General features: G+C 66.8%; 25 protein-coding genes. 17 read left to right on the top strand and 8 right to left on the bottom strand.

What is annotated here, in order from left to right; all coding sequences use genetic code 11:
- Positions 1-52: 52 nt before the first annotated feature.
- Both ACHQ4I_RS40015 and ACHQ4I_RS40010 read left to right on the top strand, forming a co-directional pair.
- Positions 53-673 carry a hypothetical protein gene (locus ACHQ4I_RS40015; protein ID WP_420777133.1) on the top strand — a complete coding sequence of 207 codons (621 nt, stop codon included), beginning with the start codon at positions 53-55 and terminating at the stop codon, positions 671-673.
- Positions 674-766: 93 nt separating this feature from the next.
- A complete protein-coding gene (locus tag ACHQ4I_RS40010; RefSeq protein ID WP_420777132.1) occupies positions 767-1261 on the top strand; it encodes a WKL family lipoprotein in 495 nt (164 codons plus the stop codon).
- A 391-nt stretch (positions 1262-1652) separates the two neighbouring features.
- On the opposite strand, the gene ACHQ4I_RS40005 is transcribed toward ACHQ4I_RS40010, so the two are convergent.
- Positions 1653-2279 (bottom strand): nucleoside/nucleotide kinase family protein, encoded by a 627-nt coding sequence (locus ACHQ4I_RS40005; RefSeq protein ID WP_420777131.1) that lies wholly within the window; start codon positions 2277-2279, stop codon positions 1653-1655.
- A gap of 121 nt (positions 2280-2400) precedes the next feature.
- Between ACHQ4I_RS40005 and ACHQ4I_RS40000 the strand changes: the two genes are divergently transcribed.
- Complete coding sequence (locus tag ACHQ4I_RS40000) at positions 2401-3222, top strand: acyl-CoA thioesterase (RefSeq protein ID WP_420777130.1); 822 nt, start codon at positions 2401-2403, stop codon at positions 3220-3222.
- A 28-nt stretch (positions 3223-3250) separates the two neighbouring features.
- Here ACHQ4I_RS40000 and ACHQ4I_RS39995 read toward each other — a convergent pair whose 3' ends face one another.
- A complete protein-coding gene (locus ACHQ4I_RS39995) occupies positions 3251-5056 on the bottom strand; it encodes an amino acid permease (RefSeq protein WP_476445422.1) in 1806 nt (601 codons plus the stop codon).
- Positions 5057-5160: 104 nt separating this feature from the next.
- On the opposite strand from ACHQ4I_RS39995, the gene pdxT reads away from it, so the two are divergent.
- Positions 5161-5811, top strand: a complete 651-nt coding sequence (pdxT, locus tag ACHQ4I_RS39990; protein ID WP_420777129.1) for a pyridoxal 5'-phosphate synthase glutaminase subunit PdxT — start codon at positions 5161-5163, stop codon at positions 5809-5811.
- Between the two features lie 113 nt (positions 5812-5924).
- Positions 5925-6680, top strand: a complete 756-nt coding sequence (locus ACHQ4I_RS39985; RefSeq protein ID WP_420777128.1) for a YebC/PmpR family DNA-binding transcriptional regulator — start codon at positions 5925-5927, stop codon at positions 6678-6680.
- A 97-nt stretch (positions 6681-6777) separates the two neighbouring features.
- On the opposite strand, the gene ACHQ4I_RS39980 is transcribed toward ACHQ4I_RS39985, so the two are convergent.
- Positions 6778-6978: a DUF5988 family protein gene (locus ACHQ4I_RS39980; protein ID WP_420777127.1), complete on the bottom strand. Its 201-nt coding sequence runs from the start codon at positions 6976-6978 to the stop codon at positions 6778-6780.
- A gap of 309 nt (positions 6979-7287) precedes the next feature.
- On the opposite strand from ACHQ4I_RS39980, the gene ACHQ4I_RS39975 reads away from it, so the two are divergent.
- Positions 7288-7539: a hypothetical protein gene (locus ACHQ4I_RS39975; RefSeq protein ID WP_420777126.1), complete on the top strand. Its 252-nt coding sequence runs from the start codon at positions 7288-7290 to the stop codon at positions 7537-7539.
- 10 nt (positions 7540-7549) lie between these two features.
- On the opposite strand, the gene ACHQ4I_RS39970 is transcribed toward ACHQ4I_RS39975, so the two are convergent.
- Positions 7550-8500, bottom strand: a complete 951-nt coding sequence (locus ACHQ4I_RS39970) for an NADP-dependent oxidoreductase (RefSeq protein WP_420777125.1) — start codon at positions 8498-8500, stop codon at positions 7550-7552.
- A gap of 70 nt (positions 8501-8570) precedes the next feature.
- On the opposite strand from ACHQ4I_RS39970, the gene ACHQ4I_RS39965 reads away from it, so the two are divergent.
- Positions 8571-9551, top strand: a complete 981-nt coding sequence (locus ACHQ4I_RS39965) for a GlxA family transcriptional regulator (RefSeq protein ID WP_420777124.1) — start codon at positions 8571-8573, stop codon at positions 9549-9551.
- A gap of 42 nt (positions 9552-9593) precedes the next feature.
- Here the strand turns inward: ACHQ4I_RS39965 and ACHQ4I_RS39960 are convergent, their stop codons facing one another.
- The gene (locus ACHQ4I_RS39960; RefSeq protein ID WP_420777123.1) at positions 9594-11060 is read right to left on the bottom strand and encodes an alpha/beta hydrolase; all 1467 of its coding nucleotides are present in this window, start codon (positions 11058-11060) and stop codon (positions 9594-9596) included.
- Positions 11061-11260: 200 nt separating this feature from the next.
- Between ACHQ4I_RS39960 and ACHQ4I_RS39955 the strand changes: the two genes are divergently transcribed.
- The 4 genes from ACHQ4I_RS39955 to ruvB all read left to right on the top strand — a co-directional run bounded on the left by ACHQ4I_RS39955 (position 11261) and on the right by ruvB (position 14116).
- Positions 11261-11749 (top strand): MmpS family transport accessory protein, encoded by a 489-nt coding sequence (locus ACHQ4I_RS39955; RefSeq protein WP_420777122.1) that lies wholly within the window; start codon positions 11261-11263, stop codon positions 11747-11749.
- A 106-nt stretch (positions 11750-11855) separates the two neighbouring features.
- On the top strand, positions 11856-12425 hold the full coding sequence (gene ruvC / locus ACHQ4I_RS39950; protein WP_420777121.1) for a crossover junction endodeoxyribonuclease RuvC: 570 nt from the start codon (positions 11856-11858) through the stop codon (positions 12423-12425).
- Positions 12422-13027, top strand: coding sequence for a Holliday junction branch migration protein RuvA (gene ruvA / locus ACHQ4I_RS39945; RefSeq protein ID WP_420777120.1), 606 nt, complete (start codon positions 12422-12424; stop codon positions 13025-13027). The genes ruvC and ruvA overlap by 4 nt, the downstream gene beginning before the upstream one ends.
- 6 nt (positions 13028-13033) lie before the next feature.
- On the top strand, positions 13034-14116 hold the full coding sequence (gene ruvB / locus ACHQ4I_RS39940; protein ID WP_420777119.1) for a Holliday junction branch migration DNA helicase RuvB: 1083 nt from the start codon (positions 13034-13036) through the stop codon (positions 14114-14116).
- Between the two features lie 96 nt (positions 14117-14212).
- Here ruvB and ACHQ4I_RS39935 read toward each other — a convergent pair whose 3' ends face one another.
- Both ACHQ4I_RS39935 and ACHQ4I_RS39930 read right to left on the bottom strand, forming a co-directional pair.
- Positions 14213-14782: a DivIVA domain-containing protein gene (locus tag ACHQ4I_RS39935; RefSeq protein WP_420777118.1), complete on the bottom strand. Its 570-nt coding sequence runs from the start codon at positions 14780-14782 to the stop codon at positions 14213-14215.
- A 164-nt stretch (positions 14783-14946) separates the two neighbouring features.
- Positions 14947-15597, bottom strand: coding sequence for a TetR/AcrR family transcriptional regulator (locus ACHQ4I_RS39930; protein ID WP_420777117.1), 651 nt, complete (start codon positions 15595-15597; stop codon positions 14947-14949).
- A gap of 98 nt (positions 15598-15695) precedes the next feature.
- Here ACHQ4I_RS39930 and ACHQ4I_RS39925 point away from each other — a divergent pair, with 98 nt between their 5' ends.
- Positions 15696-17186 (top strand): flavin-containing monooxygenase, encoded by a 1491-nt coding sequence (locus tag ACHQ4I_RS39925; RefSeq protein WP_420777116.1) that lies wholly within the window; start codon positions 15696-15698, stop codon positions 17184-17186.
- Here the strand turns inward: ACHQ4I_RS39925 and ACHQ4I_RS39920 are convergent.
- Positions 17183-17422, bottom strand: coding sequence for a hypothetical protein (locus ACHQ4I_RS39920; RefSeq protein WP_420777115.1), 240 nt, complete (start codon positions 17420-17422; stop codon positions 17183-17185). The genes ACHQ4I_RS39925 and ACHQ4I_RS39920 overlap by 4 nt on opposite strands.
- 31 nt (positions 17423-17453) lie before the next feature.
- Between ACHQ4I_RS39920 and yajC the strand changes: the two genes are divergently transcribed.
- From yajC to ACHQ4I_RS39895, 5 genes are all read left to right on the top strand, one after another.
- Positions 17454-17801: a preprotein translocase subunit YajC gene (gene yajC, locus ACHQ4I_RS39915; protein WP_420777114.1), complete on the top strand. Its 348-nt coding sequence runs from the start codon at positions 17454-17456 to the stop codon at positions 17799-17801.
- Between the two features lie 180 nt (positions 17802-17981).
- The gene (gene secD / locus ACHQ4I_RS39910; RefSeq protein ID WP_420777113.1) at positions 17982-19712 is read left to right on the top strand and encodes a protein translocase subunit SecD; all 1731 of its coding nucleotides are present in this window, start codon (positions 17982-17984) and stop codon (positions 19710-19712) included.
- Complete coding sequence (gene secF / locus ACHQ4I_RS39905; protein ID WP_420777112.1) at positions 19709-20959, top strand: protein translocase subunit SecF; 1251 nt, start codon at positions 19709-19711, stop codon at positions 20957-20959. The genes secD and secF overlap by 4 nt, the downstream gene beginning before the upstream one ends.
- Positions 20960-20984: 25 nt before the next feature.
- Positions 20985-22688: an ABC transporter substrate-binding protein gene (locus ACHQ4I_RS39900; RefSeq protein ID WP_420777111.1), complete on the top strand. Its 1704-nt coding sequence runs from the start codon at positions 20985-20987 to the stop codon at positions 22686-22688.
- Between the two features lie 37 nt (positions 22689-22725).
- The gene (locus ACHQ4I_RS39895; RefSeq protein ID WP_420777439.1) at positions 22726-23298 is read left to right on the top strand and encodes an adenine phosphoribosyltransferase; all 573 of its coding nucleotides are present in this window, start codon (positions 22726-22728) and stop codon (positions 23296-23298) included.
- The last annotated feature ends 202 nt before the right edge of the window (positions 23299-23500 follow it).

The following is a 23500-nucleotide window of genomic DNA, read 5'->3' as shown; positions in this document are numbered from 1 at the left end:
ACGTGACCACCGGATTCCTAGCGTCGGCCGCACCTCGAGAAAGGAATTCGATATGGACACCCGAGCGCTGCTTCGCCTCGGCGCCGCCGCGGGCCTGATCTGCGGCTGCGCCATCGCACTCGCTGGCGGCACCGAACTCGTCGTCGGCCACAAAGCCGCACTCACTCAACTACTCAATGGTGGCGCCGTCCCCTTCGGCATCGGGCTGCTGGTGGCGATCTACGCACTGCTGCACCGGAAACTCGGCCGCTTCGGTGCCATCGCCTTCGTCATCCAGTTCCTCGGCTTCGGCTACTTCGCCGGCGTCGCGTATACGAAGAACTTCGTGCTGGTCCATCTGGATCGCCCGATTGTCGACGAATTGCTCAGGAGCCCAGCGCGATTCGCCTTCCTGGCGACCGCCGCCATCGCCCTCATCGGCACTGTTCTGTTCGGCGCGGCACTACTGCGCAGCGGTGCCGTGTCGCGGTTCGCCATCGCGCTGTACACGGTTGGGCTTTCGGCCCTCTGCCTGACCTTCCTGCTCCCGGCTCCCATCGTGCGGACCGGCCATATCGCCGCTGGTGTCGGCATGATCTGGTTGGCATCGATCGTGTGGTCGAACGCGGGGCGGAGCGAACCCGTTGCACATCCCACACAGTTGTCTTATTCCCACCACAGAGTTGGTGGCTAGCTTCGGGATTCGGTGCACGTCGGCGACCGCGCGGGCAATCGAATGCGGCGCCGGCGCGGTCACGGACCTATTCGAACGGCAAAGGATGATCAGTTGAAGCTTCGTAAGACCGGGCGTATCGCGATTGCGGGTCTGGCCGTCGTGGCCGCGCTCAGCCTGTCGGCGTGCAGCAGCGATGACTCGAAGACCACCCCGACCAAGCCGTCCAAGGCCACCACGTCGGCGGTGGCCAACCCGAACCTGCCGCCGGTGCCGACCGCGGCGGAGTTGAATGCCGCACTCGCCCGCGCGCTGGATCCGTCGGTACCCGGTGCGGAGAAGCTCGAATTGGTGCAGGGCGCACAGGCCGATCCGAATCTGCCGAGCCGCCTCGCGGAGGCCGCCAAGGGCGCCAATTTGCAGGTGACGGTCACCGAGGTCACCTCATTCGGTGACAGCGTGAATGCCAAGGCGAAGTTCGTCGTCAATGGCCAGGAGAACGTCGTCGACGTACCGTTCGTCGCCGAGGACGGCAAGTGGAAGGTCGAGAAGTCCTGGGCCTGCACCATGCTGACCAACCTCGGCCAGCAGTCGGTGGCCTGCGGATAGTTCGCTGTTGCCCGGCCGGGTTCGGCCGGGAACAGTTCATCGCCGGGTGGCGGGCGCGTGCGGCGCTCGCCACCCGGCGTGTTCGTGGAGGTGGGGTCGAGTGGTTTCGTGCCGACGGTGGGGGAGTGGCGATATTCGACTTACCCTCGGCGACAACGGGATTCGTTTCGGCCGGGCGTGTGGCACCTCGGCGGGCCCGGACATTCGGCAGGGAGCCGAGTGCGTGTGCATCGGGAGGTCGGGTCAGTCGGTTGGTAGCGGACTGCCGAACAACTGGTAATCATCTACCTACTTAGATATGCGCACTTAAACATGAATCCCTCCCTGAAATCAAAGTGCGAAACCGTACGTCAGAAAGAAATTGCAAGGAGGCCTCCGAGTAGGAAAGCCTTCATCTGCGGGCGTTGTCGTCGATCCGAAGCGCGGGCCGATCGGGATGATCCCAGCGGATGAAAAAGGTTGGGGCATAAGAGCTGTCGTGGTCGTGTCGCAGGATTGCGGGAATCGTCCACTGCGCCTCGGCCGGGGTGCGGCGACGGAGTGCGGGCTCGGACATCTCGAGCCGCACCGTCAGATCGAAGCTCAGGCCCCGCCCGAACAGCATGGGCCCGGCAACCAGCAAGACCGTGTCGGCCGTGGCGCTGCGGATGGAGGAGCGGGCCGACCGGTCACTACCCTCGTCCCAGAGAGCCGGCAGCCAGCGCGCATCCTCGCGCAGCGCGCGAATGACCTCGCGGTCCAGCGCCGCATAGTCGAACCAGGCGGTGCGATAAGACATTTCGTCGGTGCGCCCGAATTCCATCCGGAGCGAGGCGGGCCGGATGTAGTCGTGCAGCGAGACCACCTCCGCGGCACGTCCGGTATCGCGCAGCGCGGTGGCGATGCGGTCCGCGATCGCCACGGGTTCGGCGGCGTCGGCTCCGTCGATCGCTATCACCACGCGCGCGCTCAGCTCGAGGATGCGGTTGGTCAGTAATTCGACAAGTCCGTCGCGGGTGATCGGATCGAAATGCGGCATCGGCCCATCCCATCAAACCGCGCTGTCGCACCCCATTGTGGGCGGCGGCCGCGGCCGTTGCCGATGGATCACCGGCCAGCCGGGCGGAGCCCGCGTCGGCGGGCGGGATAATGTCAGCGCCATGGCGACAATCGAAGAGGCGCTGGAGATAGAGCGGCTCGAGCGGGATATCTTCCGTGGCGCGTCCACCAAGACCCAGCTCCCGCGCACATTCGGCGGACAGGTTGCCGGTCAGGCACTGGTGGCGGCGGTACGAACGGTGGAGCCGCGGTTCCAGGTGCATTCGCTGCACGGATACTTCCTTCGCCCGGGGAATCCGGAAGAGCGGACCGTGTACCTGGTGGAGCGGATCCGTGACGGCCGATCCTTCTGCACCCGTCGGGTGACCGGCGTGCAGGACGGAGCCGCGATTTTCACCATGTCGGCGTCGTTCCACATCGGTGACGCCGGTCCCGAGCATCAGGATGTGATGCCGCAGGTGCAGGGCCCCGATGAGCTGCCCGATGCCAGCACCACGATGAGTCCCGAACGACTGTGGGCGATGCGCGAATGGGAGCACTGGGATATCCGCACCGTGCCGCAGGATGTGGTGGCCCGCCGCGACGGTGTCGTCTCCCAGCAGCAGGTGTGGTTCCGCTACCGGCACCCGCTGCCCGACGACCCGGTGGTGCACGTCTGCACCCTCGCCTACATGAGCGATATGACCCTGCTCGGGTCCTCCAAGGTCACTCACCCCGATGAGCCGACCCAGAACGCCTCCCTCGACCACGCCATGTGGTTCCTGCGCCCGTTCCGCGCGGACGACTGGCTGCTCTACGACCAGTCCTCCCCGTCCGCTGGCTTCGGCCGGGCGCTGACCGGCGGCAAGATTTTCAACCGTCAGGGCGAGTTGGTCGCGGCGGTCGTGCAAGAGGGCTTGATCCGCACATTGCGCGACGACTGACGGCAACAGTCCTTAGCCCGCATACGGCTCAGACCACCTGGACGCGTAGGTGGCAGACCACGGTGTCGCTCATCCGACGCAGTTCGCGTTCGAGTTCATCGCTGCGGTGGCTGGGCAGCACGCGGTCCCAGCCGATCGGCGGATCGATCTCGGCAATGACCACGACCTTGCGCCGTCCGGGGAAGTTCTCCCGGACATACCGAGCGACGGGACCGCCGACCGTGGCGTCGCTGTCCGCGAGCAGCACCAGCCTGACCTCGGGATGCCATGCCTCCCAGGCCTTGGTGAACGCCTTCACCGATTCACCGGGCAGACAAACATGCACGGCGACAACGTCTTTGCCGATGGACATGGCGGCCGAGAGCGCCTCGCGGCTCAACTCGGAGACCTCGGAGATCGGCACCACGATCGCGGTACCGGTGGCCTGCGGCTGATCCGGAATCGCGCCGTTGCCACGGCGGCCGCCGATTCTGGTGTAGGCGCCGCGGATGCGTTCCATGCCGAGCACCAGCATGGGCAGCACCAGCACGATCAGCCAGGCGCCCTCGGTGAATTTCATTGCGGTGGTGACGATCGCGGCGACGAAAGTGAGCAGCGCACCGAAGCCGTTGAGCGCGATCCGCCAGCGCCAGCCCGCCGCACGGGTCAGCCACCAGTGCCGGACCATACCGGTCTGGGCGATGGTGAAACCGACGAAGACACCGATCGCGAACAACGGGACCAGCGCATTCATATTGCCGCGCGCCGCTATCAACAGCACGCCCGCCGTCACGCCGAGCGTCAGCACACCGTAGCGGTACACCTGACGCGGTGAGCTGACCGCGAACCGGTGCGGAAGGCAGTTGTCGTCGGCCAGGATCCGGGTCAGTGTCGGCAATCCTCCGTAGGAGGTATTGGCGGCCAGCGCGAGCAGTACGACGGTCGCGAATTGCACAACGTAGTAGCCGATTCCGTGTCCGAGCGCCGCCTCGGTGAGCTGGGAGAGCACCGTCGTCCCCTCGATCGGCCGCAGCGAGAACTTCTCGATCAGCACCGCAAGCCCGATGAGCATGACGCCCAGTAGTGCCCCGAGCGCGACCTCCGCGCGTTGTGCGCGTTCGACTTTCGGCGCGTCGAAGCTCGGCACCGCATTCGCGATCGCCTCGACACCGGTGAGCGCCGCGCAGCCGCTGGAGAACGCCTTCAGCAGCAAGAGGATTCCGACGGTGTGGATATCACTGACCGCCCCAACCCCGGTGGTGACGCTGGCCGGTTCCGAGCGCAGCAGACCGCCGATGATCACCGCGAAGATGCCCGCGACGAACACAATGGTCGGAATCATGAAGGCGCGGGCGCTTTCTCGGATGCCGAGCAGATTGAGCGCGGTGATCCCGACCAGGATTGCCGGGCAGATCCACACCGTGTATCCGTGCAATGCCGGGAACGCGGAGGTCAGTGCCGCGACACCCGCGGCGATCGAGACCGCGACATTGAGGATGTAGTCGACGATCAACGAGGCCGCGGCCACCAGGCTGGTGCGATGGCCGAGATGCCGCTTGGCCACCGCGTACGCGCCGCCGCCGTCCGGGAAGGTCGCGATCACCTGCCGGTAGGAGGCGACCAGCACGGCCAGCAGTGCGGCGATCGCGAGGGTCACCGGCAGGGTCATGCCGAGTCCGACGCCACCGGCGGTGGCCAGCACCAGCACGATCGCTTCCGGGCCATAGGAAACCGATGCCATCGCATCGAGGGAAAGCCCCGCCAGACCGGTCGAAACCGTCAACCCCCGGCGCTTCGCGACAGCATTCGCTTTTCCGCTCGGCGCTGGCGCCTTGCGCGGCAACACGGCAATCACATCTGCGAGTGTCGACCGGCTTCGGGCGAATAGGACCGGTCTTGACGCAACATTGACGGCCACCGTGAGCAGGACCACAGCGCCTCGCCTCGTAAGCTCGTGGCGTGAACGCATCGGTCGCCTCGCCCGCTCCGGGCGCGCAGCAGACTCCCGCCCGGCCCACCATCGGCGTGCTGGCGCTGCAGGGTGATGTGCGCGAACATGTCGCGGCGCTGGCGGAATGCGGCGCCGAACCGGTGCTGGTGCGCCGCGCCTCCGAGCTGGCCGCGGTGGACGCGCTGGTACTGCCGGGTGGCGAATCGACCGCGATCAGCAAGCTGCTCGAGGTCTTCGAACTCCTCGAACCACTGCGCGCGCGGCTGCGTGCGGGCATGCCCGCCTTCGGATCCTGCGCCGGCATGATCCTGCTCGCCTCCGAGGTGCTCGACACCCGCCCCGATGCCCAGCATCTGTCGGGTATCGATATGACGGTGCGCCGCAACGCGTTCGGTCGGCAGGTCGATTCGTTCGAAACCGATCTGGAATTCGCCGGCCTGACCGGCGGCCCGATGCGCGCGGTGTTCATCCGGGCGCCGTGGGTCGAGCGCGCCGGCGCTGGCGTCGAGGTGCTGGCCACTGTCCCGAGCGGCCCGTTCGCCGGACGCATCGTCGCGGTGCGGCAGGGCAAGGTGGTCGCGACCTCGTTCCACCCGGAAGTCACCGGCGATCTGCGGGTGCACGAGATGTTCGTCGATCTGGTGCGCGACGCCCAGTAGTTGCCCTCGGAAAGTTGTCCTGACCGGACGAGTAGGCTTACAGAGTTGTCTACCCGGCCGGTGCGGGTAACGTGCGCACGATCAGACGTGCTGTCGACTGGAGGAAGTAGGGAATGAGCGGCCACTCCAAATGGGCCACCACCAAGCACAAGAAGGCGGGGATCGACGCGAAGCGCGGCAAGCTCTTCGCCAAGTTGATCAAGAACATCGAGGTGGCGGCCCGCACTGGTGGCAGTGACCCGGGGGGAAATCCGACGCTGTACGACGCCATCCAGAAGGCGAAGAAGTCGTCGGTTCCGAACGACAACATCGAGCGTGCCCGCAAGCGCGGCGGCGGTGAAGAGGCGGGCGGCGCCGACTGGCAGACCATCATGTACGAGGGCTACGGCCCCAATGGTGTCGCGGTGCTGATCGAATGCCTCACCGATAACCGCAACCGCGCCGCGGGCGAGGTGCGCGTCGCCATGACCCGCAACGGCGGCAATATGGCCGACCCGGGCTCGGTCTCCTACCTGTTCCACCGCAAGGGCATCGTGACCCTGGACAAGAACGGTCTCTCCGAGGACGACGTGCTGCTGGCCGTGCTCGACGCGGGCGCCGAGGAGGTCAACGACCTCGGGGAATCCTTCGAGATCATCAGCGAACCGTCCGATCTGATCCCGGTGCGCAAGGCGCTGCAGGACGCCGGAATCGATTACGACTCCGCCGAATCCGGCTTCCAGCCGTCGGTGTCGGTGGCGGTCGACCTCGACGGCGCGCGCAAGGTGTTCAAACTGGTCGATGCGCTCGAGGACAGCGACGACGTGCAGAACGTCTACACCAACGTCGACATCCCCGACGAGGTCGGCGCCCAGCTGGAAGAGGACTGACGCAGTCCATCGGGTAACTCGGGGCGGTTCGCAGGTCTGCGGGCCGCCCCGAGTGCGTCACGGGTCCGGCGGGCGCGGCCGTGACGTCGGCGTTCGCCTATTCCGCGATTTTGGTGCGGTCGGACCACTGGTAGACCGGCAGTCGCCCCTCGGGCGTATCGGCCTCCCGGTTGGTGACCTTGAAGTGCTCGTATCCGCCGCGGAATTCGACCTTGAGCTCGACGCCGGGCGGCGTGATCGGAACGATGCGCGCGGGCAAGTCTTCCGGCCCACCTTCGAGGACAGCCTTATTGCTCATGCTTCGGATGGTAGGTCTCGAATGTGAGGCATGCCACAAACGCGGCCGTATGGCTCGGTCTGTCCTGTGGAAGTTTCGCTTCCGCGACTCGGCTCGACAGGCGAGATGTCCGGCGGAACCGCGTTGAGATTGCTGTGGGTTAGCTGATTGCCGGTGCGCGAGGACTGGTCGCAGCCGTCTAGCTCGGCAACGTAACGATTGCGGCTCGATTGGTTATACAAAATTCGAGTGCCGCGACAACAACCGCCGCGGCGACGCGATCAGGCTCCAGAACACCGAGAACTTGTCCCCGGAAAGAGACGCACCATCATGAGTCGATCCCTTGCCGACGAGCATCCCGGCCATTCGTCCGACCTGAATATCACTCTTGCCCCGCTCGCGGTCGCGACGGGACTGGTCCTGCTCATCGCCGCGGTCGCGACGATGAACCGGATGCCCGGCTGGGCCGACGATTACGGCGCGAGCCTGGTGTACTTCGCGATCTTCCTGTACTTCGCGATCACCGGGCGCTTGACCTGGTGGGGCGCCGACATTCTGATCGGCCACGCAAGAAAGCGCTGACCCCGCCGGATCACGGCACCGTGAGGACCAATTTGCCTACGGTGCGGCCGGTTTCGCCGAGTGTGTGCGCCTTCGCGGCGTCGGCGAGCGGGAAGACTCCGGCGACGGTCGGCCGCAGCGCCCCGGATTCGGCGAGCCGTGCGAGTGCGGTCATCCCGGCGTGGTCGTGCTCGACCAGCATGCGCACCGCCCGGACGCCCGAATGCCGGGCCTCGGCGGTCAAATCGGTCGCGCCGAAGGCGCGCAAGGAGACCAGCAGACCGCCCGGGCGCAGCGTGCGCATCGATCGCACGCTGTTCTCGTCATCGATCGAATCCAGCACGACGTCGACATCGCGGACCGCCTCGGCGAAATCGGTTGTGCGGTAATCGATCGTCTCGTCGGCGCCGAGGCCGCGCAGGAATTCGTGGTTGGCCGCGCTCGCGGTGCCGATCACATGGGCGCCGCGCGCCTTGGCGATCTGGACCGCGAAGTGCCCGACGCCGCCCGCGGCGGCGTGGATCAGAATGCGCTGTCCGGCTTGGAGTTTCGCGGTGTCGACGAGCGCTTGCCAGGCGGTGAGGGCGGCCAGAGGGATTGCGGCGGCCTGAATGTGGTCCAGGTTCGACGGCTTCGGCGCGAAGGCGCGAGCGGGACCGGCGACGTATTCGGCGAGCGCGCCGTGGCCGTGCGGGTAGGGGAGCATGCCGAAGACCTCGTCGCCCGGCTCGAACAGGGTGACGCCGATGCCTGTCCGCACCACCTCACCCGACACATCCCAGCCCAGCACGAACGGCGGTTCGCCGAGGAACAGCCCGGCGACGCCGCGATGGCGCCAATCGGTCGGATTGAGGCCGGCGGCCCGCACCCGGATGAGGATCTGGCCCGGGCCGGGCGTCGGAATCGGCAGTTCGACCTCGGTCAGGACCTCCGGGCCGCCGATCACGTGCTGGCTCATCGCGCGCATGGTGGTGTCGTTCATGTCCCTCAGCTTGCCGAGGGCGGCGGCTCCGAAAAATGGCACGATTGCCAATATTCGATACGATCGTGCCATGGTCGCTACGTCGGATGCGCGGAAACATCGTGTGGTCGTGCTCGCCCTGGACGGGGTGTATCCGTTCGAACTCGGCATTCCGAGCCGGGTATTCGGCACCGCGTCGGACCGCTACGAGGTGAGCACCTGCTCGGTCGACGGCGCACCGGTGCCGAGCCGATCCGATTTCGCCATCGCCGTCCAGCACGACAGCCGGGCGCTGGCGAGCGCCGATACCGTGGTCATCCCGGCCTGCGATATCGACATGACGCTCGGCGGCACGCTGCCGCCGCCACTGGCGCAGGCATTCGCGCGCATCCGGCCCGGCGCACGCATCGTCTCGATCTGCACCGGCGCGTTCGTGACGGCCGCCGCCGGACTGCTCGACGGCCGCCCCGCGACCACGCACTGGAATGTGGCCGAGCTGTTCCGGCGCACCTTTCCCCGGGTCCGGCTGAATACCGATGTGCTGTATGTCGATGACGATGACGTGCTCACCTCGGCGGGCGCGGCGGCCGGCATCGATCTGTGCCTGCATCTGGTGCGCCGCGATCACGGCAGCGCGGTCGCCAATACGGTGGCGCGGCGCTGTGTCGTGCCGCCGTGGCGCGACGGCGGCCAGGCCCAATACATCGAACAGCCGGTGCCGCCCTCGACCTCGGTGGGCACCGCCGCCGCCAGGCACTGGGCCCTCGAGAACCTCCAATTGCCCTTGACCATGGACGATCTCGCGGTGCAGGCCCGAATGAGTAAGCGCACCTTCGCCCGCCGCTTCCGTGACGAGGTCGGCATGAGCCCGGGCCGCTGGCTCATCCAGCAGCGCGTCTTCCGCGCCCGTCAGCTCCTCGAATCGACCGATCTGACGGTGGACCGCATCGCTGGCGAGGTCGGTTTCGCCACCGGCGGTTCGCTGCGCCAGCACCTGCACGATTCGATCGGCGTCGCCCCCTTGGCGTATCGGCGGACCTTTCGCGCCGAATCGGCGGATTCATCGGACTGAGCCGCGCAGCCGCGGCTCGATTCATCGACCGCGCAATCGGTTTCAGGTCGCGTCCGGCACCGCAAGCCCGACGCGGGCGACGATCCAGGGGAAGGACGAGGTGAACGCGGCCGAGGCGAACTGCCAGGTGTGGCCGCCCTGGGTGGTGTGGATGGTGCAGTCGATGCCGACCTCATGTCCTGCGGCGCACAGCTTTTCGGCGGCGCCGACCTCGCCGGTATCGACGACGCCGTCGTGGCCGCCCATGCCGACGGTGTCGTCATCGTCGGCCGCGGACCGGCGTGCGCCACGGGATCCCGGACCGGATTTGGGTGGGGTGAGATCGTCGAACAAACCCGCCATATCGGTGTAGGGGCCGTGTTTCGCCATGACGGTGAGCGGGTCGAAGGCGGCCCATTGGTCGGCATTGCCGCCGAAAAGCCTGCGGATCGTCTGCTCTTTGGTGCCCGAGACCGGGCCCAGATCGCCCGCGATATCGACGAAGGTGCGCACCAATTCGGGGTGCATGACGGCCAGGTCGACCGCGCAGGTGCCGCCCATCGACCAGCCGACCACGGCCCAGTTCGCCGGATCCGCCGAGGCGCCGAAGCGAGATTCCAGGTAGCTGGGCACATCTCGGGTCAGATGGTCGGCGGCATCACCGCGCGGACCGTTCACGCATTCGGTGTCGTTATTGAAGCTGCCGCTGGAATCGACGAAGACCAGGATGGGGGCGCGGCCACCGTTGGCGGCGGTGAACTTGTCCACCTCGGGCATGATCTGGCCGCTGCGAATCCAGTCGGCGGGGGTGTTGAATTCGCCGCCGATCATCATGACGACCGGCAGGGTCGGCGGCGTCGGACCGGCGAACCAGGCCGGTGGCAGATATACGTACTCGGTGCGATGCGGAAAACCGCTGCCCGCGTCGGGAATTCGCACCGGCACGATCTTGCCGGTGGTGACGTTGGTATTGCGCAGTTCGGGCAGTGCGTCGAGATCGGTCTGGTTCGGCAGCGGACCCGCGGTGAGCGCGTTCCAGGCCGACTGCACGGTGGGGTAGTAACCGACCCACTGATTGAGCACGATGCCGGTGCTCAGCAGGGCGAGGGGGATGGCGAGGAATGAGACCGCGCGCCGCCACCAGCGCGCACTGCGCCAGCCGAGTGCCGCGACGGCGATCGCGGCGACCGCGCCGCCGACACAGGCCCACAACTCGACCGGCGCCGGATCCGATGCCAGCCCCTGATCGTTCACATACGCCCACGCGGCCATCGCGCCCGCCGCCCCGAGCAGCGCGCAGACCGGTAGCAGTACCAGCCGCCAGCGCCGGGTTCGCCAGCCGATCGCCAGGATCAACGCGGCCACCGCGGCCAACTCGACGGTCAATGGCAACCAGCCGTGCAGCAGTGAAATCCCGTGATAGGAGCCGTGCTGGTAGTTCGGATTCAGATTCGCCGACGGCAGCCGTGGCGGCGGTGGCGGTGTCACGGGGGTCGCGGGCGCGGCGAGCGGGGCACGGACTACGGGCACCTACGGCATTGTCGAGACCTTTCCTCGAGAAACCCTGTGAATCCGCTCCAGCCGACCTGTGGGCCCGAACGATGCCGTGGTGGTCGGCGCTGAAACGCTGATCGGTCGCTGGTCGATTAGTGCACAAGTGAACCGGACTCCCAGCCCTGTTGTCCGGTAAGGTCCTATAGCCGGTTGTGCAGGATTCAGGAGGGGTGCACATGACCTATCAGCCACCGCCGCAATACCCGGGTTATCCCGGACAGGGGTATCCGGGCTACCCGGGCTATTCGCCGCAGCAGCCGCCCAAGGGAAAGCCGGTGTGGCCGTGGGTCTTGGGCGGCATCTTCCTGGCCATCGTGCTCATTGTCGGCGGATGCGTCGCGGTGTTCGGATCCATCGCCTATCGGATCGACAAGGAGTCGAAGAAAGAAGTCGCGGTGACCTATGAGATCTCCGGCACCGGCACCGCCGATATCTCCTACACCAGTGGCGATTTCGAGAGCTCCAGCGATAACCACGCGTCGCTGCCCTGGACGAAGGCCGTGACCCTCACCGGATTCGTCCGCTCGGGCCGGGTGTCGGCGACTGTCAGCGGGTCCAATGGCGGCACGGTGAGCTGCCGCATCCTGCGCGACGGCAAGGTGGTCGTCGAGGAATCCGATTCCGGGTCGTACGCCTACGTGAGCTGCTATCACTCGTTCGACTGACCCTCGACGAGCCGAATCCCGGACGGGCGCCGTGTCGTTGGCGAACGGCGCCCGCGGCGTCCACTAGACTCTCGAACAGTTGTTCGTGTGTTCGAGAGGGGATCGTGTGCGGGTGATGGGCGTCGACCCCGGGCTCACCCGGTGCGGCCTCAGCATCGTCGAGGGCGGGCTGGGTCGGAAGGTGACGGCGCTCGACGTCGACGTGGTGCGCACCCCCGCGGATATGGACCTGGCCCACCGGCTCATGGGCGTCGCCGATGTCGCCGAAAACTGGATGGACATCCACAAACCCGATGCGGTCGCGATCGAGCGGGTGTTCGCGCAGCACAATGTGCGCACCGCGATGGGCACCGCGCAGGCGGGCGGGGTGATCGCGCTGGCGGCGGCGCGGCGGGGGATACCCGTGGCATTCCACACCCCGAGCGAGGTGAAGGCCGCGGTCACCGGAAACGGCACCGCGGACAAGGCTCAGGTGACCGCGATGGTGACGCGTATCCTCGGCCTCCAGGTCGCGCCGAAACCGGCGGATGCGGCCGATGCGCTGGCCCTGGCGATCTGTCATTGTTGGCGGGCGCCGCTGATGGCGCGGATGGCCGAGGCCGAGGCGCGGGCCGCCGAAGCGCAGCGGCGGTACACCCAGCGGCTTGCCGAACAACGGAAGGTGGTGCGCCCGTGATCGCGTCGGTACGCGGTGAGGTGCTCGAGATCGCGCTCGATCATGTGGTGCTCGAGGCGGCGGGCGTCGGCTACCGGCTCAATGTCACCCCGGCGACGCTGTCGACGCTGACCCGCGGCGAGGAATCCCGGCTGTTCACCGCGATGATCGTGCGCGAGGACTCGATGACGCTCTATGGGTTCGCCGATACCGAATCCCGTGACCTGTTCGGCCTTTTGCAGACCGTCTCCGGCGTGGGACCGCGGCTGGCCATGGCGGTGCTCGCCGTGCTGGAACCCGAGGCGCTGCGCAAGGCGCTCGCGGAGAGCAATGTCGCGGCGCTGACCCGGGTGCCGGGCATCGGCAAGCGCGGCGCCGAACGCATGGTGGTCGAGTTGCGCGACAAGGTGAATCTCGTTCCGGTGCAGGCGGGCCCGCCCGGTAGCACGCCGACTCCGGTGCTCACGCCGGTGCGCGAGCAGGTTGTCGAGGCGCTGATCGGGCTCGGTTTTCCCGCCAAACAGGCCGAACCGGCCGTGGATGCCGTGCTCGCCGAACAGCCCGCCGCCGATACCTCGGTCGCATTGCGCGCCGCACTCGGCTCGCTCGGCAAGAGCCGGTAAAACGTCATGGATTACGACGACACCGAACCCGAATCCCAGGTCAGCGCAAGCTATCTGAAGTCCGACGGGGAGATCGAGGCCAGCCTGCGCCCGAAATCCCTGGACGACTTCATCGGGCAACCGCGGGTGCGCGAACAGTTGGCGCTGGTGCTGCGCGGCGCCAAACAGCGCGGCGGCACCCCGGACCATGTGCTGCTGTCCGGCCCGCCCGGCCTGGGCAAGACCAGCATGGCGATGATCATCGCCGCGGAACTCGGTACGGCACTGCGCATTACGTCGGGTCCGGCGCTGGAACGCGCGGGTGATCTCGCCGCCATGCTGAGCAATCTGGTCGAGGGCGATGTGCTGTTCATCGACGAGATCCACCGGATCGCCCGGCCCGCCGAGGAAATGCTCTATCTCGCGATGGAGGACTTCCGGGTCGACGTGGTCGTCGGCAAAGGCCCCGGGGCCACCTCGATTCCGCTCGATATCGCGCCCTTCACCCTGGTCGGCGCGACCACCCGCTCGGGTGCGCTCACCGGCCCGCTGCGCGATCGCTTCGGCTTCACCGGCCACATGGACTTCTACGATCCCGATGAACTCCTGCGCATCCTGCAGCGTTCGGCCCATATCCTCGGCGTCACCATAGACCGCGACGCCGCCGCCGAAATCGCCGGACGTTCCCGCGGCACCCCGCGCATCGCCAACCGCCTGCTGCGCCGCGTCCGCGACTATGCCGAGGTCCGCGCCGACGGTCTGATCACCCGGCCGATCGCCCAGGCGGCGCTGGAGGTCTACGACGTCGACGTGCTGGGCCTGGACCGCCTGGACCGTGCGGTCCTCGGCGCCCTGGTCCGCAGTTTCGGCGGTGGGCCCGTTGGTGTTTCGACCCTCGCGGTCGCCGTCGGCGAGGAGGCCGCCACCGTCGAAGAGGTCTGCGAACCGTTCCTCGTCCGCGCCGGCATGGTCGCGCGCACCCCCCGAGGCCGCGTCGCAACCGCCGCCGCCTGGGAACACCTGGGCCTCATCCCACCCCCCGATCTCGTCTTCGGCTCCATCGAAGTCCGCGGCCGCGACCCCCACCCCACCCTGGACCTCTTCGACTAACCTCCCCAGCGCGGTATGAGATCAAGATCAGGTGGAACTGGTGGCGGGGCTTTCTCGGGCGATGCCGCCATAGATTCCACCTGATCTTGACTTGGGTTAGTGGGCGTGTTGGAGGGCGGTGATGACGAGGTCGAGGAAGGCGTCTACCTCGTCGCGGGTGTAGCCGCGGGTGCCTAGGCGGGCGTCGGTGAAGCGGACGGCGCGGACGTCGGCGATGGTGAGGCTGCCGGGGGCGCCGTGGGCGAGAGTGGCGGCGACGAGGTCGAGGAAGGCGTCTACCTCGTCGGTGTCGTAACCGCGGCGGCCGACCGCGGCCTGGGTGAACTGCATGCGGTGCACGTCGTCGGGGGTGAGCATGGCGGCGGGACCGGAGCCGTTGCCGCCCGCGGGAACCGGGCGGCTGCCGCGTTGCCGGAATTCCAGCTCGATGCGGACCCGGTCGAGGAATTCGTCGACCTGGTCGGCCTGATAGCCGCGGCCGCCGAAGCGGGGGGCGTCGAAGGCGACGTGGCGGATATCGTCGGCGGTCAGCACGCCGTGTCCGCTGAGTGTGGCGGAGACGAGTTCGAGGAAGGCGTCTACCTCGTCGGCGTGGTAGCCGCGGTGTCCCATTGGCGGCATGGCGAAATGGATTCGGCTCACGTCTTCGGGGGTCACTCGCGACATTGTGTCAGGGGCGCTGCCCTGCTCTGGTCGAATACGCATTTTTCGAACTCGGCGGTCTCTACCGAACACGTGCTGCCCCCGTTGGCCACAGTCGATCTGGCTACACCCTAGCGCTGATCGCCGCGGCAAACCGGTGGAGAATTATCGTTTTCGCGCAGCCGGATTCAGTCCTTGCGCACGCCGTCGATCAGCAGTCGCCGGATCGCCTCGTTCAGTCCGTCGACCGCGGTCCGGTCCGGATTGCGCAGTCCCTGCACAATCCCCGCGATCAGCATCCCGGTGACGGCCTTGGCGGTGTTCTTGGTGTCGAGGTCCGCGCGCAGGTAGCCGAGCTCGACGCCGTGCGAGAGGTAACCGGCGGTGAGCGCGTCGGCCATATCGAGCAGGCCGTAGAGCCGGGCGGTGAGTTCGTCATCGATGCCGGTCGCGTGGAACAGCAGCAGCTGGGCGACCCGACGGTCCTCGACGAGGATGTGGGTGAGCGCGGCGCCGATGCGGTCGATCTGGGCGCGGTATTCGTCAAGGGAGGTGGCGGCGTCGGGGGCGTTATCGGTGCCGAGCGCATCGATGATCCGGGCGGCCAGATCGTCGACGACCACGTCGATGATCTCGCGTTTATTGCTGAAATACCGGTAGAACGTGCCGTGCCCGATGCCCAGCTCGTTGGCGATATCGGCGATGCCGGTGGCGTGATAGCCCTTTTCGGCGAAGCAGACGAAGGCGGTGTCGATGATCTCCTGGCGCAGCTCGGCTTTGCGCCGCTGGATCGCATTACCGGCCGCTGGTCGGGGCGCACGCGTGGATGGCTTCGTCACGCACCCGATGATACTGTGTTCATAAACGGAATGAGATGTCATTCTGTGAGAGATGATTCCTACATTCCCGTTGGAATGTATATAGCAGGAGGTTCGACGTGGCGCCTCAGTACGACGCTGTCGTGGTCGGTGCGGGATTTGGTGGAATGGGCGCGGGTATCGAGCTCGACCGGCTCGGTCTGAGCAATTTCGTGATCCTCGAGCGCGAGGACGACCTCGGCGGCACCTGGCACGTCAATCACTATCCTGGTCTCGCGGTCGATATCGCCTCGGTGACCTACTCGTACTCCTTCGAGCCCAACCCGAATTGGACGCGGCTGTTCGCGCCGGGCAAGGAGCTCAAGAAGTACGCCGAGCACGTCGCCGACAAGTACGGCCTGCGCCGCCGGATGCGCTTCGGCGCCGTGGTAGACGGCGCTCGCTGGGACGAGGAGCACCAGCACTGGGTCGTGTCCGTCGCGGGCGGTGAAACCATTACCGGCCGTTACCTTTTGACCGCTACCGGCTTCCTGTCCCAGCCCTACACCCCGCCGTTCCCCGGCATCGAGTCCTTCGCGGGCAAGATCATCCATACCACCGCGTGGGAGGACGATTTCGACCTCACCGGCCGCAGGGCAGCCATCATCGGCACCGGCGCCACCGCCGTGCAGTTGGTACCGGAGGCGGCCAAGAAGACCGAGGAACTCACCGTCTTCCAGCGCACCCCGATCTGGGTGGTGCCCAAGATCGACACCGCGATTCCGGCACCGGTGCAGAAGCTGTTCGCCCGCGTGCCCGCCACCCAGAAGGCCGCACGGCTGGTCAACACCAGCATGCTCGAGGCGCTGATGGTGCTCGGTGTGCTGCACTTCAAGCAGGCCAAGCCGCTGAACAAGGCCGCGGGCGTGCTGGCCAAGGCGCATCTGCGGGCGCAGGTGCGCGATAAGGAGATTCGCAAGCAGCTCACCCCGCACTACGACTTCGGCTGTAAGCGTCCCACCTTCTCCAACGCCTACTTCAAGACGTTCAACCAGCCCAATGTCCGGCTGGAGACCAACTCGATCGATCACATCGAGCCCGACGGCATCGTCACCGCCGACGGCCACAAGACCGAGATCGACACCCTGATCCTGGCCACCGGCTTCAACCTATGGGATGTGAACTTCCCGGCCATCGAGATCATCGGCCGCGATGGCCTCGACCTCGGAAAGTTCTGGCGCGACAACCGTTTCCAGGCCTATGAGGGCATCACGGTGCCGAAGTTCCCGAACTTCCTCAGCCTCAACAGCCCGTACTCCTACAGCGGCCTGTCCTACTTCACCACGATCGAGGCCCAGATGAAGCACATGGGCCGCCTGCTGAAGGAGACCTTCCGTCGCGGCGAGACCACCTTCGAGGTCACCGAGGAGGCCAACCGGCACTTCCTGGAGCGGGTCACCGACAAGCTCGGCTCCTCGGTCTTCTACGGCGGCGACTGCTCGACCGCGCGCAGCTACTACTTCAACCAGCACGGCGAGGCCGCTCTGCTGCGCCCGACCAGCACCATCAACGCCCACCGCGAAGCCGTCGCCTTTCCGCTCGACGATTACACCTACGGCAAGACCGCTTAGGACGTCCCGTTGCGCAGCCCCGCGACCGCACCACGGTCGCGGGGCTCGCTCGTTAGCTGCGACGTTTCGGCCCATATGCGGGGCGGCGTCGACCAGTGCGTATCGCGGAATACCTCGGATGACCGGTCCGCGGCCAGCGCCCCGATGCCCGCCGAAGCGGCGTTCTGGGACGTCAGGGGGTGTGCCGGTGTGGTGGCGATGACGCGAACTGGCAGACTGTTGGTGTACTTGTCCATCCCACCCACAGACTAGGGACTGACTTCGACGATGGAACTTCTGTTTCCGCTGCTGCTGGTAGCCCTGCTCGTGCCCATGTTCCTCGGCGTGCGCCGCCAGAAGCGCGAGGCCGAGAAGGTCACCTCGATGCAGGAAAGCCTGAAGGTCGGCGATCAGGTCACCACCACGTCGGGGCTCTACGGCACCGTGGTCGATATTGATGACGACACGGTCGATCTCGAGATCGCCGAGGATGTCATCACCACCTGGCTGCGTCAGGCCATTCGCGATGTGCGCACCACGGACGAGACCACGGATGAGACCGTGGCCGACGAGATCGAGGCAGGTCCCGTCGAGGAGTCCGCGCAGCAGACCGAGACCCGGCTGACCAAGGACTGACTTCCGCGGCGATCGCTCGCAGGTCGCTCGAAACGGTCAGCTCCACCGGCTACCGTAGCGACTGCTTGCAGGTCGCTCGAAAGGGCCAGCCCGCGTGCTGACGAGCGCCGCGGGCTATCCGTCCGGGTGCTGTGTGCCCGCCTGTTCCATCCTCGACTTCCGCCTAGGAGATGACGAACTGTGCCACCTTCCCAGGGATCGGCGCATCCGCTCCGGTTGCTCGGCGTCTACGCCTTGCTGCTGGCCGTGATCTATGCGCTGGTGTTCTTCGCCGGTGACCGCCCGACCGCCAAACTGGGCATCGACCTGCAGGGTGGTACCCGGGTCACGTTGACCGCCCGCACCCCCGACGGCAGCAAGCCGAGCCAGGACAGCCTGCGCAGGGCGCAGACGATCATCGAGAACCGGGTCAACGGCCTCGGTGTCTCGGGGTCCGAGGTCGTCATCGACGGTGACAACCTGGTGATCACGGTTCCGGGTGACGACGGCGGCCAGGCCAAGGCGCTCGCGACGACCGCCAAGCTCTACATCCGTCCGGTGCTGCAGGCGACCCCCGCGGTCGGCGGCAAGGGCACGCCGCAGACGGCGGGCGCACCGGGGACGACGCCGGGCACGATTCCGGACACCACGCAGCTCAACCCCGACGGGACGGTGCCGACCCAGCCCGCGCCCGCCACCGGTGCGGCGCCGACCCCGGAGTCCGCGCCCCCGGCGGAGTCGGCCCCGCAGCCGCGCGTCTTCCCGGCGCAGGCCCCGACCTCGCCCCCGGCCCCGCCCGGCGGCCTGACGCCGCAGGAACAGGCGAAGAAGGAGATCGCGGACGCGAAGGCGACCAGGCAGAGCACCGATCCCACGGTGCAGGCGGCCGCGATGGCGGCGATGGACTGCACCAAGGCCGACCCGCTGGCCGGTAACGACGATCCGAACCTGCCGCTGGTCGCCTGCGCCACCGACGGCAAGGAGATCTTGCTGCTCGACAAGAGCCGCATCGACGGCCAGGAGATCAAGGACGCCACCTCGGGACTGAACCAGCAGCAGGCCCGCCACGAGGTGAACCTCGAGTTCAAATCCGGTGGTAGCGATGCGTGGGCGACGCTGACCGGCGAATACATCAATAAGCGGGTCGCGTTCGTGCTCGACTCGAAGGTGGTCAGCGCGCCGGTCGTGCAGTCGGGTCCGCAGCAGGGCGGGCGGACCACGATCTCCGGTAGCTTCACCGCGGCCAGCGCCAAGGAGCTCGCGAACACCCTGAAGTACGGTTCGCTGCCGCTGTCGTTCCAGACCTCCGAGGCCGAGACGGTTTCGGCGACGCTGGGTCTGTCCTCGCTGCGCGCCGGTCTGCTCGCCGGTGCGATCGGTCTCGCGGTGGTGCTGCTGTACTGCCTTGCCTACTACCGGATGCTCGGCTTCCTTGCCGGATTCTCGCTGGTTGCCTCGGGTGTCGCGGTGTACGGCATCATCGTGCTGCTCGGGCGGTGGATCGGATTCACCCTCGATCTGGCCGGTATCGCCGGTCTGATCATCGGTATCGGTCTGACGGCCGACTCGTTCGTGGTGTTCTTCGAACGCATCAAGGATGAAATGCGCGAAGGACGCAGCTTCCGCTCGGCGGTGCCGCGCGGTTGGCAGCGGGCCCAGCGCACCAACCTCTCCGGTAAGACCGTCAGCCTCATCGCCTCGGTCGTGCTCTACATTCTGGCCGCCGGTCAGGTGAAGGGCTTCGCGTTCACCCTCGGTATCACCACCGTCCTCGACGTGATCGTGCTCTACCTGGTGACCTCGCCGCTGATGATGCTGGCGTCGCGCTCGCCGTTCTGGGCCAAGCCGTCGGTCAACGGGCTCGGCGCGATTCAGGAAGTGGCCAGGGAACGCAGGGCTGGCGAGGCTCTGGTTAAGGAGACGTCACGATGAGTACAGCATCGCGTAGCGATTCCATGAGGGGTGGCGGTCGGGCGACGGGTGGGCCCAATTCGACCCTGGAGCCGTTCGCCGACCAGGTGAACGATTACGAAGCGCCCAAGCACGGCATCTTCGAGCGCCTCTACACCGGCACCGGCGGTTTCAAGATCGTCAGTCGCCGTCGCTTCTACTACGCGCTGACCGCGGCCTTCATGCTGATCTCGTTGCTGAGCATCGGAGTTCGCGGATTCACCCTCGGCATCGACTTCGCCGGCGGTTCGCGCATCCAGCTGCCCGCGGCCGGGACCGCGACCACCCAGAAGGTCGAGGACGTCTACTCCCAGACCATCGGCCACGCCCCGGTGACGGTGCAGAAGGTCGGGTCCGGTTCGGCCGAGACCATCCAGGTCCGCTCGGACACACTGAACGCCACCCAGACCGACGCGCTGCAGACCGCGCTGTTCAACGCCTTCCAGCCGAAGGACAAGGACGGCAACGTTTCTCGCAATGCGATCAGTGTCGCGGAGATCAGCGAGACCTGGGGTAGCCAGATCACCAAGAAGGCCTTGATCGCGCTGGGAGTGTTCATCGCGCTCACCATGGTCTACATCGCGATCCGTTTCGAACGGGATATGTCGATCGCGGCGATCGCCTCGCTGTTCTTCAACATGATCGTCACGGCGGGCATCTACTCGCTGGTCGGCTTCGAGGTGACACCCGCGGCCGTGATCGGTCTGCTGACCATCCTCGGTTATGTGCTCTACGACAATGTCGTCGTCTTCGACAAGGTCGAGGAGAACACCCGCGGCGTGGTGAACACGAGTCGGCGCACCTATGCCGAACAGGCGAATCTCGCGGCGAACCAGACGCTGATGCGTTCGATCAACACCACGGTCATCGGCATTCTGCCGATCGTCGGCATGCTGGTGATCGCGGTATGGCTGCTCGGCGTCGGCACGCTGAAGGATCTGGCGCTGGTACAGCTGGTCGGCATGATCGTCGGCGCGTATTCGTCGATCTTCTTCGCGGTGCCGCTGCTGGTGTCGATCAAGGAACGCTGGGGTCCGGTCGCGGCGCACACCAAGAAGGTGCTCAACAAGCGGGCCGGGCTGGCGTCGGCGCGTGCGGGTGCCGAGGCGGAGCGGCGCGCGTTCGCGGCGACCGGCCGAGATCTGGGTGCACGCCCCGAGCGCGAACCCGGACAGACTCCGCGTCCGGGCGCCCGACCGAGCGGAAAGCGGAACAAGCGCAGGCACTGACAGCCGACGGCAGGGGTTTTCGTTTATGAAGCAGTCGCTAGCGGCACGTCTGATCGGAGCGGTGGCTGCGGGGACCGTGGCCGCCACGGTGGCGGCCGGGTGCTCGAGCCAGAACCAAGTGCCCTCCATCGGTTATGCCGTCGACGCGGTGATCGCCAGCTACAACGGGGGGACCACGCTCGGCGCGAGCAGCGGCTCGGACGCGGTGTTCGCGCGGGTGCTGACCGGGTTCTTCTACACCGGACCCGACGGCCAGCAGGTCGCCGACACCGATGTGGGCACTGCGAAAGAGGTGCCCGGCGAGGCGCAGACCGTGCAGTACCGGCTCAATGCCGACGGGGTCTACTCCGACGGGGTGCCGACCTCATGTGACGATCTGGTGCTCGCCTGGGCCGCGCGCAGTGGTCGCTACACCAAACCCGGCGACCGCGGCCAGGTTCCGCTGTTCGATGCCGCGAGCACCGCCGGATACGCCGATATCGAACGGGTGGACTGTCAGCCCGGCTCCAAGGACGCCACCGTGGTGTTCCGGGCCGACCACCATTACCTGCCGTGGCGCAATCTGTTCAGCGCGGGGGAGTTGATGCCCGCGCATGTCGCCGCTCGGGTGGCGAATGTGCCGAATGTGGTGACCGCCGTGCAATCCGGTGATCAGGCCTCGCTGCAGCGGATCGCCGACTTCTGGAACAACGGGTGGACGATCGGCGCGGACAAGGTGGATCTTTCGCGGTTCCCGTCTTCGGGGCCGTATCGGATCGATTCCTACTCCGCAAAGGACGGGCTGGTCCTGGTCGCCAACGAACGCTGGTGGGGCAATAAGCCCCAGACCGGGCGGATCGTGGTGTATCCGAAGACGGCCGATCTGAAGTCGAAGGTCGGCGACAACGCGGTCGGGGTCGTCGATATCGGCGCCGGATCGGTGAAGGACATCAACCTGGACGGGTTCTCGGTGCGGACGGTGCCGGGGCGCGGTGCCGAGCAGTTGGTGCTCGGAACCTCAGGGGTCTTCGCCTCGGTCGACGCGCGGCGCGCCTTCGCGCTGTGTGTGCCGCGCCAAGCGCTGTTCGACAAGCTCGGCAAGGCCAAGGACGCGCCGAAGACGGGACTCGGTACCGCGGTGCTGAATTCTCGTATCACACAGCAGGATTCGCTGTACTACCCGGCCGTGATCGGCGCGGCCGAGAAGTATCGGGGCGGTGACGCGACCGCGGCGGCGGCCTCCGGTGCGGCCAATTCGACCATTCGGGTCGGGTATGTGAAGCCGGACGAGCGGCGCACACAGACCGTGCAGATGATCGCGGATGCGTGCAAACCGGCCGGTATCAACGTGGTGGACGCCGGATCCCCCGATTTCGCGCCGTCCCAGCTCACCGAGGGCAAAGTCGACGCCGTCCTCGGTAGTACCGCATCGGCGCCGGGTCCGGCCGGATCCGAGACCGGTGTGGCCGCTACCAGCGCGTTGCGCACCGGTAGCGGGCTCAATTTCGGTCGCTTCGGTAATGGCCGCTACGATTCGATCACCGATCAGCTTGCGGGCGACGACAACTCGACCACAACGCTGAATCTGCGCACCGAGGCCGAGAACCTGCTGTGGGCGGAGATGTCGAGCATTCCATTGTTCGTCACACCCCGCACCATCGCGTTCGGCAACGGTCTGCAGAACGGCATAGCCGGACCCACCCAGGCGGGAACCGGCTGGAACATGGACCGCTGGGTGTTGAAGCGGTGACAGGTGTTGGTGGGTGAGTAACCATGGAGAGGTGTCGATGAGCAAGCATGCGGCGGTGGAATCGGATGACGTCCTAGCCGAGCGGACGGGCAAGGCGGCCGAGTTGGTCGAACGCCTCACCCGCTGGCGCGACGATTTCCCCTCACCCGGCATCCGGTTTGCCGATCTGACCCCGGTCTTCGCTGATCCGGAGGGTTTCCGGGCGGTTATCGACTGCCTTGCCGCCTGTGCTCCCGATGCCGATCTGGTGGCGGGGGTCGATGCGCGTGGGTTCATCCTCGGTGCGGGGGTGGCCGCGACGTTGGGCACCGGTGTCATGGCAGTGCGGAAGGCGGGTAAGCTGCCGCCGCCGGTGATCTCCCGCGAGTACAGCCTCGAGTACGGCACTGCCGCTCTGGAGATTCCCGCCGATAGTGTCGAGCTGAAGGGGCGTCGCATCCTGCTCCTCGACGACGTGTTGGCAACCGGTGGGACGTTGGCCGCGGCAGCGGATCTGTTCCAGGCCGCAGGGGCCGAAATTGTGGCGGCCGCAGTGGTTCTGGAGCTGGGTTTCCTGAACGGGCGCGACCGCCAGGGTGATTACCCGTTGACGTCGGTGGTGCGCGTCTAGTTCGCGAAAATCGGTTTGCCGGTTGGGGTTGACCGATGAGGCACGGCGGATCCGTGAACTGGTGGCCGCCGGGCAGTTGGATGCGGCGGCTGGGGCGCTGCCTGTTGAGCGGCCTTATCCTGTGCCGCCGGAGATCTCGGCTGTCATCGGTGCTGGTGGGTAGGCAGGGCTCGTGTGATCCAAATATCACTGGCACAACATC

The organism is Nocardia nepalensis (assembly GCF_048910785.1).
In the GTDB taxonomy this organism is placed as follows: Bacteria; Actinomycetota; Actinomycetes; order Mycobacteriales; family Mycobacteriaceae; genus Nocardia; species Nocardia nepalensis.
Note: the sequence above shows the minus strand (reverse complement) of the source record. Positions and strands in the feature narration are given on the sequence as shown.